Annotated in this window: 7 protein-coding genes; 2 read left to right on the top strand and 5 right to left on the bottom strand. The window is 37.6% G+C overall.

What is annotated here, in order from left to right; all coding sequences use genetic code 11:
• Positions 1 to 1,034: 1,034 nt before the first annotated feature.
• The 4 genes from F6K27_RS30625 to F6K27_RS30610 form a co-directional block, all read right to left on the bottom strand.
• Entirely contained in the window at positions 1,035 to 1,337 is a 303-nt protein-coding gene (locus tag F6K27_RS30625; protein WP_287279643.1) for a hypothetical protein, read from the bottom strand.
• Between the two features lie 21 nt (positions 1,338 to 1,358).
• Positions 1,359 to 1,679, bottom strand: coding sequence for a hypothetical protein (locus tag F6K27_RS30620; RefSeq protein ID WP_287300950.1), 321 nt, complete (start codon positions 1,677 to 1,679; stop codon positions 1,359 to 1,361).
• A 131-nt stretch (positions 1,680 to 1,810) separates the two neighbouring features.
• Positions 1,811 to 2,230: a hypothetical protein gene (locus F6K27_RS30615; protein ID WP_287279641.1), complete on the bottom strand. Its 420-nt coding sequence runs from the start codon at positions 2,228 to 2,230 to the stop codon at positions 1,811 to 1,813.
• A gap of 328 nt (positions 2,231 to 2,558) precedes the next feature.
• Positions 2,559 to 3,608, bottom strand: coding sequence for a sirohydrochlorin chelatase (locus F6K27_RS30610; RefSeq protein ID WP_287279640.1), 1,050 nt, complete (start codon positions 3,606 to 3,608; stop codon positions 2,559 to 2,561).
• 2,020 nt (positions 3,609 to 5,628) lie between these two features.
• Here F6K27_RS30610 and F6K27_RS30605 point away from each other — a divergent pair.
• Positions 5,629 to 5,889 carry a hypothetical protein gene (locus F6K27_RS30605; protein ID WP_124147250.1) on the top strand — a complete coding sequence of 87 codons (261 nt, stop codon included), beginning with the start codon at positions 5,629 to 5,631 and terminating at the stop codon, positions 5,887 to 5,889.
• A gap of 1,258 nt (positions 5,890 to 7,147) precedes the next feature.
• A complete protein-coding gene (locus F6K27_RS30600) occupies positions 7,148 to 8,590 on the top strand; it encodes a group II intron maturase-specific domain-containing protein (RefSeq protein ID WP_287279639.1) in 1,443 nt (480 codons plus the stop codon).
• A gap of 1,063 nt (positions 8,591 to 9,653) precedes the next feature.
• Here F6K27_RS30600 and F6K27_RS30595 read toward each other — a convergent pair.
• Positions 9,654 to 11,231 carry a hypothetical protein gene (locus F6K27_RS30595; RefSeq protein WP_287279638.1) on the bottom strand — a complete coding sequence of 526 codons (1,578 nt, stop codon included), beginning with the start codon at positions 11,229 to 11,231 and terminating at the stop codon, positions 9,654 to 9,656.
• Between the last annotated feature and the right edge of the window lie 276 nt (positions 11,232 to 11,507).

The following is an 11,507-nucleotide window of genomic DNA, read 5'->3' as shown; positions in this document are numbered from 1 at the left end:
GCGCGACGATCGCTTCATGTTCACTGCGGCTGGACTCTGGAATTTCTACTTAATGGCAGGATAATTTAATCAGTGAAAACCAGAATTTTCCCATTTCACTTTAAGGTTTTATTTCGCGACAAGTCTATTGCACATGGAGAAAAAATCATTAAAAAAGGAGAAACTGAGCTTGAAGAAATATGTAACAAAATAACACAAGTGTCGCGGATGCCAGTGAAAGAATCGAAGCTTATTTCTTCTGGTTCGTCAGCAGCAGTACCTATGGAGGTAAATGTTTACGTTTGGGGATATAGAACCCCTAACCGTATCTTCATATAAATATCAAGTTTTTTTGACTAGGAGACAGCTATACTGGAGACAGGAGACAGAAGGTAAGAGAGAAAAGGTTAAGAGGGAAGATTTGGGGAGAGATAATACAAAAAATTCAACACTCCTTCAACTGAATTTTCCTCAAAATTAATGCGCGAAAAGACTTGACTACCATAATTATATAGATCTCAAATGGGTTCTATAAAGATAACGGTTTCATAAATGAGGAAGGTACAGAAACAACGAAAACATATGCATTTAGAGATACTCAAAAGTCATGGTTTCGAGGAAAAGAGGAACACAAAAAAGAAGCGATAGATTCAAGAAACAATTTAATAAACACAATAACAAAAAGTAATGAAAAAAAATATTATAATGATCAACCAGATAAGGTAAGGGCAACAGTAAAAACCTGGAAAGATATGAAAGCTACACTAGATTTTCTGAAAAGGTACAATATTTTTACAATTTACTCTGTACCTCATAAACCTGGAATCCGCTGTAATTTTTGTTTGCCAACTCATGCCATCTAATTCATATATCAAAGCTAAAGCATGTTCGTAGCGCTGTTCTAAAATACTATTTTTTAAATCTTCTAATTCTTAAATCATTGTTTGTTTTTCTATGAAATTTCCCCATCATAATAGGAATTAAATTTATCAAAAATATTGAGATAGTATATGCTTACTGCTGATTAAATTACCTTAGAAATACTATTTCCTAAATTACTTATTCAAATCTTTAATTCCTTGAGCAATCTTAACTATCGAATCAATAATTCCCAGTTTTAGAATTCTGTTAATGAGAAGCAAAAGCCAAGATATAGCAATTAAAAAAATAACATCTTGTGGGATATTTCTACTCTTTATAATTTCTGCTTCAATCAATATAAATAAAATCAACAATATAATCAGAGGTGTAATTGCTAGCACAAAATTTACAATTTTATTGAATAAACTATCTTTGCTATATTTTTCTTCTATTTTATTCTCATAATTAAAGTTTTTTGGAATATCTCCTGACGACACAAAATCACCATATCTACCTGTTCAATAAATGTTTAGCAAATAGTGAAAATCTTTTTCTAAGGTTTCCCTAGTAGAAGATATTGGAACAATAGCCCATCGACTTCTTTCCCAAAGAAAAAACTCTATTTTTTTAAAATGTTCTTTTATCCATTCTTGATAACTTGTATTTTGGTTAGATATCTTTATTGATAAAAGTCGATTAAGTCGCACTAAGTTTTTCATACGCTGAAGAATATTAATCCTTAAATTCATATCTTCTAAGGCTTGAGCATGATTTAATTCTACTAAAAGATATATTATTGTAATTATAATCATAAAAGACAATCTACCAATAAATTTCATTAATGGATAATGGATCATGGATCATGGATAATTACCTTTCCCTTTTAGGGAGAGGATTAATGCGGTAGGGAAAAAATTTATTTTTTCCCCTTTATTGGGGAGGCTTGAAAGGTGAATTATTTAATTATTAATTATTCGGTAAAATATCTATAGTTTATATCGTTTGCAAAACTGACTAAATATTTATAATATATCAAAAAATATACAGGGTATATTACTGCTGTAATTATCAAAAATATCAATAATATTAAAAATCTCAAAGATATTGAATTAAAAAGTAAATTAGCATAGGTTGTGTTTTCTGGAATCAAAGGGATTAAAATTTTGATTAGTGAGTATGAAAAAAATATTAAAAGAGCAGATGATAGAGCAAGAATAAAAGCCACAATAACAGAAATAAGCAAAAGTAACAAATCTGCTAATGTTATACTTTTGTGGGGATCGCGTTTATATTTTTCCTGTCTTTTTATAAATTCTTTTTCTATACCTAATCTATCTGCAATTTCCTGAAATTCAACATAAACAAAAAAAATTTTGATTAAGTCAAGCAATGATTTTCTCTGTTTATGAACTGGAGAAATATCGTAGGGGTATAAGAAGCATAAAAACTGATATATCTTGACTTAAAGCCATGAGTTGTCATTATAAAAGTTGAGATTTGTAAAATCAAAAGACATTTCACTACTACTCTATAGAACTTTGAATTTACCTTGATTAATTGATGATCAAACCATAAAAATTCAATAATATATTTGCATACCGATTAAGATTGCTAAGGGGAATATTAATGTTTTCCCTAAAATATTAATCCTAATATTCCCCTCTCAAAATGACAGCAATAGTTAAAAGTAAATATTCAGTAGTTAGCTTTTCTTATTGTTATGGAACTTGCCAGATACGTTGATGATATTGTTCGGGTTCAGCGTAGGGGTCAACCACAGAATGATTATGGTCGTTACTATGATGATGATGTGAGTGAGAATGGTCGTGATGGTGGTGATGATGACCGTGAAAATTTTCTCCATTAGTAACAGCAGCTAACCTAAACTTACAAATTTCACAGTTCATTTTTACTTCTCCTAATTGTGTCTCTATTTCTCTTTCTCGTAATAATTCTAATAATGTTGGATGTGCTCCCATTTCTGGCAGACAAGTCATAGAAATATCTGGATATTGTTCTTGTTGTTGAGCAGTAATATCAAATATTTTCTTGACCAAAACTCCGGTAAATAAAAAGTAAGGCAAAACAATAATACGCTTCGGTTGATATAATCTAGCCCGCCGAAAACCTTCTTCTAAACGAGGATGAGTAATGCCAATAAAACAAGTTTCAATTGTTAGATATCCACTGCCTTCCCATAACATTCGAGCTAGTTTATAAACATCTCCATTAGCATCGGGATCGCTCGAACCTCGCCCTACAAATAATAAAACTGTTTCGGAGGGATTAAAATTAGTTTCTTCTAATTCTGTGAGACGTGATCGCCACAATTCTAAAATCTTGGGAGTAATGCCAAAATGTCGCCCATAATGGAATTTTATTTGAGGATGTCGTTGTCTTGCTCGGTCTAATTCATTGGTAATATCAAATTTATTGTGGCGAGCTGCAAATAATAAAATTGGTAAAGCAGATAATTCTGTGTAACCTTGTTCTACACATTTATCTACTCCTTCTTGAATAGTTGGACCTGTTAATTCTAAAAAGCAAGGTATCACAGGTCGAGATTTATCTAAATTTTGATAAGCTGCAACAAAATCTAAGAAAGTTTGTTTTCCGTCAGCATCTCGTGTCCCATGACCTATCAATAATAAAGGTCTTTGTAGTGGTAATGGAGGTAATTTATGATTTGTAGATATACTATTTCTTTCTTCTGTTGAAGTCAGATTTTTTTGTGCTTTGATTTCGGAATTTTGAGTTGAATATTTCATTAATTATCCTTTCCTGTTTCAGGCAGGAAGCTAGGGTTGACAAGTGATAAGTAGGTGTTATGGCCGATCGAGTTCTTTTGATTAGTAAGTAGTTATTTATTTTGTATATTAAATACTTTTATCAATTTGTCGATTTACCGAAAAATTGTGGTTTAAAGCCTCCTCTTTTAAGGGGATAAAAGCGGTCGTTAGCGTAGCTTCCCGTAGGGTGGGATGGCGAGGGGACCTGGCCATATCCAATGGAGCAAGAGAAGAAAAATTTTCATGATTATTCAATCCTATCCGTTTTAAAGGAGAGGTAATTAATTAATAATTAATAATTATTGAAAGTTGCCGCACAGCCTCGGAATTACACCGGAGTTTCCCCACTTTTTCAGCAAAATATATATAGCAATTAGCACATCGCCCATGAATATTGTAAGCATTCAGCCGTCAGTTATTACTTTTAATTTTAGATAAAAGCTTTACTAATTTAGTCATAATTTACACTTACTATCAAAGCTAGCTTTATAGTCTATATTCATTAAAATTTATCAGAGCTGAGAGCTGACAGTTAATAGCTGTTTGAGCAGCATTCCCCAGGAAATGCTTACTGGATATTCAGATTTTTTTCTCGATATTCTCTCGTTTTCAAGGCTAGTTAATATCTTTAATTTATACAGAAATTGCTATCAATTATTCTTGTATTTTTTGATTCTGATTTACAGCACATTGCAGGTTTATGAGGTACAGATTATCTAATCATTATTTTAATGAATGAATAATGAATATTGTTCTTCTGTTACTGTACCTCATTTACTTGAAAAGTGGTGTAACTTTTAGTTATTTTAGCAAACTTAATTTATTATGCAATCCTTAAAAAAATCTAATGATTAATTAAAAATTGCTAGATTACTACTATTAAAGTTATTCATACCAAATCCGCCCATAGAAAGCTAGTTTTTCGGGTGCATCTCTTATGTGCAAAAATACTTTTTTCCTATATATTCCCTGTTGCCCGTTGCCTTCCGAAGCTGTTGCCTAAAAGCGATAAATTTTTGGCTTTATTCAAAATTCTGACTTCAGGCAGAGGTACTGATAACTGATCACTGAAATGACCCCCATTTACCATTACCCCATTTACCATTACGCTCCACAGGACTACCAAATTATTCTATTTATCATTGTGTTTAGCACTCCAATAAAAAACGGCAGGGGGATGAAATTAAGGTTGCACGCCAGAAAAAATTCTGATATAGTAAATAAACTGGGGTAAATTTGAAAATAAACATGATTTTTTATTCAACGCAATAATTAAGAATATCACAAGAAGGGCGATCGCGAAAATAGTATTACTGAAAAAGGAAGATTTTCAGAAAATTCCCCCTACTCCCCCAAGGTCAATTTATTGTCACGCTTAGAAAAAAGGAGGAGGGGGTGGGAAGTGTGGGAGGTGTGGGGGTCGCAAGATATAAAAAAATATAGGGTTGTAAATATTCGGGCGACGACAAAGAATTAGCCCTGCTCCCAGGAGGGGAAGTGTGGGGAGATTCGTATATTTGCACAAATGTATTTCTTATTAATATTCTCTGACGACAAAGAATTAGTCATGCCCTACCCCCCCACTTCTTCTTCAACAATTAAAAAAATTTAAGTTGTCAAATCTCAGGCCAAAATAAGACTTTTAGTATTGATACTTATAAAGACATAGAATATCTACAAAAGAAAAAATATTCAAAATGTGGACTTGTTAACTACAAAAAAAAGTTCTGCGGGATATAGGGAAATAAAAAAATTCAGCTTTCAGATGATATATGTAATTTCAAGGAACAATCATCTCCTATTTATAGACATAACTTTATACTATATTAAAACCAGTCTTAAGCTGAAAAAAAGTTGTGAGGAGAAAACAATCTTTCACCTCTAACGGCAATTCTCAACCAGAGTTAGCCTAGAATATTCAAAACTAATTAAGCAAGATTGGAAACAAAACGATAGAATCGTAAGCCGTAGTATCTGACCAAATAATCTGATAATTACCATGAATGACACAACAAACGAATTACTCGAAAATATGCCCAGGGAGCAAAGAGTTGGGCAACTGCGCAACTTAATAGAAACCTTACACATAGCTGATGAAGTGGCCAGTAAAGGCTATCTAATCACCAGCTCAGAGTTAGCAGATTTAATGGACATCAATGCCAGTGCTGTCACCAGTCGTGGAGACCATTGGGTCTGGCGGAACTGGGTAGTATCTAGAGTACGTCGCGAAGGAAACCAAAGTGCGATTCGTTTCTGCTAAAAGTCAAGGCTATCAGGTTATAGCAGAAGGCAGAAGGCAGAAGGCAGAAGGCAGAAGGAAAAATCTTACCTGGCCTAAGTTTTAGATTCTTGAGCTGTCCGCGCTCTTTGCTTCAAATGCTATAAGACGTGAGTAGAGTAAGGCCATAAGCCTTATAACTAAATGACCTTGGAGGTGAGATTCCTTCCGCCCAGGTGCAGGGTTGACAGCATTACCCCTACGGTAGCGACTAGCCATCAATCCGTAAAGCGGGGTAAAAAGGTGGTAAAACTTAAAGCTTAAATGAGTTTCCATCGAGCACAATACCCATTGGATAGCGAGGAGCGAAGATGTAATTGAAGCGTCGTAATTTTCAACCAGTGAAAAAAGCTGTGACACTGGAGCCAAAAGGCAGAGGATAGGGAGTTAGCGAGATTTGGTTCGGCTAATAAGCACTTCCCCTAAACCCGGCGTAAAGCATCATCCTAGCAGAAGGCAGAAGGCAGAAGGCAGAAGGCAGAAGGAAAAATCTTACCTGGTCTAAGTTTTAGATTCTTGAGCTGTCCGCGCTCTTTGCTTCAAATGCTATAAGACGTGAGTAGAGTAAGGCCATAAGCCTTATAACTAAATGACCTTGGAGGTGAGATTCCTTCCGCCCAGGTGCAGGGTTGACAGCATTACCCCTACGGTAGCGACTAGCCATCAATCCGTAAAGCGGGGTAAAAAGGTGGTAAAACTTAAAGCTTAAATGAGTTTCCATTGAGCACAATACCCATTGGATAGCGAGGAGCGAAGATGTAATTGAAGCGTCGTAATTTTCAACCAGTGAAAGAAGCTGTGACACTGGAGCCAAAAGGCAGAGGATAGGGAGTTAGCGAGATTTGGTTCGGCTAATAAGCACTTCCCCTAAACCCGGCGTAAAGCATCATCCTAAAGGTATATAAATAAGGTCATTTGGAACGAAGTAACCCATGAAAAACTCTTGAATAGTTATTTAGAAGTCAGAACTCAGAACTCAGAACTCAGAAGTTAAATTCTTGCCGTGACTATATTTAAAAGGCGCATATGGCGAGTGCTACAACTCTTTTTTAGAGTACAATAACTGACTGCTGATAACTGACTGCTGATAACTGATAACTGATAACTGAATCAAGTAGGTGCTAACCGGATGTTTGATTGGGAAGGATTGTGTCAGAAGCAAAGGCCCTTATTTAATGTAATGGGATAGGCTGACGGACACACGGTGATTTGGAATGTAGAGTTTGATTAGGTAATAGAAATGTCCAATACGAGTTTGAAGACTACGGCGGAATGGCAGGAATGGCGCGATATTAACTGGTTAAAGGTTGAGCGTCAGGTCTTTAAGTTACAGGAAAGAATCTACAGAGCCTCTGAGAGTCGTGATTTTGTTGCATTTCGTAAGCCCCAAAAAACTTTGCTGAAGTCCTGGTACGCTAAGTTATTGGCGGTGCGTGGGGTAATTCAAGATAACCAGAGTGAGAAAATTTTGTCTTCGGAAAAGCTGTTTGCTTTGGCTGAAACTTTGGACATAACTGGCAAGGTTAAGTCTAAGAAAGGCACTATAGAGGACTACGCTCTACAAATACTTGTCAAGATGGTTCTGGAGCCAGAATGGGAGGCTATTTTTGAACCTAGTTGTTATGGGTTTATGCCGGGGCGATCGCCTCAAGATGCCGTAGAAGCAATTTTTGGTTTTGTCAAGCTGGAGCCTAAGTATGTGCTTGAGGCTGACATTGCTAAGTCTTCTCAGGGTATTAACTACGAACTATTACTGGAAAAGCTGGGTACTTATCCTACATTGCGTCGAAAAATCAAAGTTTGGTTGAAGGCTGGTGTGATGGATGGGGAAGGTTTGTTTCCAATGGAGGAGCAGATGGCAAGGGGTGGAGTTATTTCTTCACTTCTGGCAAATGTGGCTCTTCATGGTATGGAGGAGCAAATCAAGGAGTATGCTGAAATTTTTGATTTTCAATCTGTGGAAAGCGGGTATGAGATATCAAGGGTTGATAGGAGTGAATACTTGGGTTTGGTTCGCTATGGTAGTAGTTTGGCGATCGCTCACAAAGATATAGATGTGGTTCAAAAATGCCTGGTAAAGGTTGGAGAGTGGTTGTCTGAAATGGGGCTGGAGTTAAAACCAAGTGAGACAAGAATAGTTCATACTCTATATGGGTATGGTGGAGAAAAACCAGGGTTTAATTTCTTGGGGTTCAACATCAGGCAATATGAGGTGGGCACAAATCAAGGTAAGCTTGGTTTTAAAATTGAGGTCAAACCAAGTGACCAGAGCATGAGGAGTCATTATCGTCAAATCGCTGAGGTTATAGATAGACATAAGTCTGCACCACAGGTTGCTTTAATTAGAAGGCTTAATCCTATTATTCGGGATTGGGTAAACTATTACTCGGCTGTGGTGAGTAAGAAAACCTTTAGGGATTTGGATCATTTAGTGTACCAAAAACTCTGGCGTTGGGCAAGAAGAAGACATTCCAATAAAAATAATGACTGGGTTTCTCAAAAGTATTGGCATTCTGGGGAAAACAAAAAGGAATTTTCCTGTAGTTATGAGGATGGCAGTCGAGTCAAGCTATTGAAACACACAGAAGTTCCTATTGTTAGACAGGAGAATGTTAACAAGGACTGGTTTTATCAAAATGTTGGCACAAGACCCGCGCTCTCCCGTAGGGGAGGGTCGGGATGAATGTCCAATCAATGTTGCGGTTTTACAGATAATCTGTTAACATATAACATAGAAATATTGCTTAACCAAAAACCAAGGTTAAGATTACTGTAACTGTTCAATCAAGTCGCCGAGGGGCACTCGGAGAAGTTAAACGGACATGGAGGAAGTGTTAGACTGGCAAAGCCAGCATTTTCCAGTGAAGTGTCAACCTGCCCTGAGTCATTTGTTCAGCGAGCGTCTGTTTGAATGATGGATGGGAATCCCGCGCTGCATGAGCAGGTCAGCCTCGGGAGGATGTCAATGGAGTAGGCAAAAGGACTTTCAACCTTTGGACAAATAGAGTGCTTGTATAGCAGAAGGCAGAGGGTATCCCCCCCAACCCCCCTTTGAAAGGGGGGAGACAGAAGGAAAAATCTTACCTGGTGTAAGTTTTAGATTATTTGGCTGTCCACGTCCTTTGCTTCAACTGTTGTACTACTCAAAAGCTAAGGAGGGGAAAGTATTGGATGCTATTGAACTGCATAGAGATTGCAACGATCTGAAAACTGCTAAGAATAGCGGTAGAGGTGCTCATTTTGATTAGGGCCAAATCACTGAGGAGCCGGATGAGGTGAAAGTCTCACGTCCGGTTTTGGAGACGAGTAATTCTAGTGATGGAATTGCTTAGTTTAACTTCTCTGGCAATTAGAAAGAGTAGATTAATTTGATTCCTAATTTTTTCTATAATTAGGGATGAGTAAAAATAGCGATCGCCAACCTTCTTAGTTGAGGAGCGATCGCTTATTTTATATCAAGTCCGGTTAAACAGTTATAGAATGGTTAACTCAGGAGGAGTCAGGAGTCAGGAGTCAGGAGTCAGGAGGAGAGAGAATTACAAATATGGGCCTACTTATGACCATTGGAGAATTTTTTTATGTGCAATTAACCGGATTTGATATTATGTCCAGATTACCAGTGATCAAAAAACTTTATCCCTTTTAACCTTTTCTTCCCTTCTGCCTTCCCCTCCTGGGAGGGGTTAGGGGTGGGTTGCCTTCTGCCTTCCTTCCTCCAAAGTGTAAGTATTCAACCGAACATGATATTACATCTTTGCGCTGTAAGTCACTTCAATCACCACATCATCAATGAGCTTCAGCATTTCTTTCTGAGGAAAATGACGGCGTTTTTCCCCTATAGCTTTGACAACTGTAGGGAAAGATAAATGCCAAGTTGAGTCAACTCCTGTGCCTTGGAAGGGTTTGAGACGACCTTTCGGTAATTTTACCTTAGAAGAGTCAGTCTGCCATCCCCCTAAAACTATACTTTGATAAGCATAGGGATTAAAGATAGAGTGGTTAGCATCTTTGTGACGGCTATAGTAGAGTCGGCTATCAATTTGAGTTAACCGACCGCAACAAGACCATCGTTGATTTTCCAAAGCGGGAATAGAAACCCGAATACTTTCAATTTTTCGGCCATAAAGAGTCGGATCGTCTTCCTCAAATAACTCTTCTTTGAGACAAAAGATGGTTTGACCACGAGACTGGAGAGATGCTAGAGAAGATGGGTCAAATTCTAGGAGTGAAATTTCTTTGGCCATACTAGCCTCAGGCTCGATGCGACTCCAATAAGCCAAATCCATCCGTTGCAAGTCTAACCAGAGGGCCTGACCAGCAAGTATTCCTTTAGTGCCTTGATCCCAATGAGAGCCAATAAAGGTAGCTGTGGGGTCTCCAGTCTCCATTCGGAATGCGCTTTCAGCCATCTTGGCAAACTTGACAGTAGTATCGTAGGAGGAACGGTAGAGACTGCTAATATGCCCGATGTACCAATCATAGAATTGACTACTTGTAAAGCGACTTTGGTGAAATTCTACTAAATATTTAGATTGGTCACGCTCCGACTGAAGCTGTTTGAGTATTTCCTTTTCCTTTTTCGCTTCACTTTCATCAGATATATTGAATTCAATCTCTTTGATTTTCTCCACCAGCACATCATAGTTAAGTTGAGCTTCTTGTTGGCGACGATGGTAGCTTCCGACATCTTTGAAAGTATCTATGACATCTTGAAGCATATCGGCGGCTAATTTAGCAACTTCCTTACCACTTTTGGCAGGAGCTTCTGTCTTACTTCCCCCAGCAGCAAAACCAAAAATGTTTGGCAGTAATGCAGAAACTGCCTGAGTTACTGACATACCACTAGCCAAAATCATCGACACTTCTTTGATTGCTGTGAGCCCCATAGCGGTTTCTTCATGACCATTCATAAACTCATCAGCGAACTTTTTCTGTCCGTCGCGCTCTACTAGAAGAACATTCTTGGCATAATCTAAGGCATCATAAGCTACATCAACCATCTCAACCGCTTGTTCTTGAGCATCAATCTTGAATTTAAACAAATCTTTCTCATGCTGTTGCTTAATTTCTTGGAGTAGGCGATCGTCTCGTTTTTCTAGAGCTTGCTGCATCCGTAGAGAATACTTCATCAGTTCCTGAGTGTAATATTGAGCTTTAGCCAGAATCTCCTCGAAAGTATAAGGTAGAGCCATTTGAGCAAAGCTCTGAGCTGCAGTAGCAGGAACTCCAGATAAGGCAGCTAATTGCAGTTGTTGGGGGTCGATAGGAGGGGCTAACAGAGGAACATTCAAGGGTTCGCCATCGATATTCAGCCAATGACGCAAATTGTGTAATCGTTCTTCAATGGTTTCGTAAAGTCCCAGTAGTTCCTCATTGGTGGGTTCTCGAAAATCAGCCTCAGTTACCTCTCCTAATGTGGGATTATTCCAGTCGCTAGCAGTGAGACTCTCTAAGGTTTCAATAAATTCTTCTTTATAGAACCCCTAAACGGATCTTTGTGAGAGAGTATAATGGATAGAAAATGCCATACTCAAGTAGCTTGACAGACAGCGAGTGGGCTTTAATTGAACCACTGCTGCCCAAAAAAAAAAGAACTAAAC

The sequence above is a fragment of the Okeania sp. SIO2F5 genome, from assembly GCF_010692685.1.
GTDB classification, from domain to species: domain Bacteria; phylum Cyanobacteriota; class Cyanobacteriia; order Cyanobacteriales; family Microcoleaceae; genus Okeania; species Okeania hirsuta.
Note: the sequence above shows the minus strand (reverse complement) of the source record. Positions and strands in the feature narration are given on the sequence as shown.

Coding starts and splice junctions, on each gene's coding strand:
- F6K27_RS30610 (WP_287279640.1), bottom strand. CDS start 3,608: ATGAAATATTCAACTCAAAATTCCGAAATCAAAGCACAAAAAAATCTG.
- F6K27_RS30605 (WP_124147250.1), top strand. CDS start 5,629: ATGAATGACACAACAAACGAATTACTCGAAAATATGCCCAGGGAGCAA.
- F6K27_RS30620 (WP_287300950.1), bottom strand. CDS start 1,679: ATGAAATTTATTGGTAGATTGTCTTTTATGATTATAATTACAATAATA.
- F6K27_RS30600 (WP_287279639.1), top strand. CDS start 7,148: ATGTCCAATACGAGTTTGAAGACTACGGCGGAATGGCAGGAATGGCGC.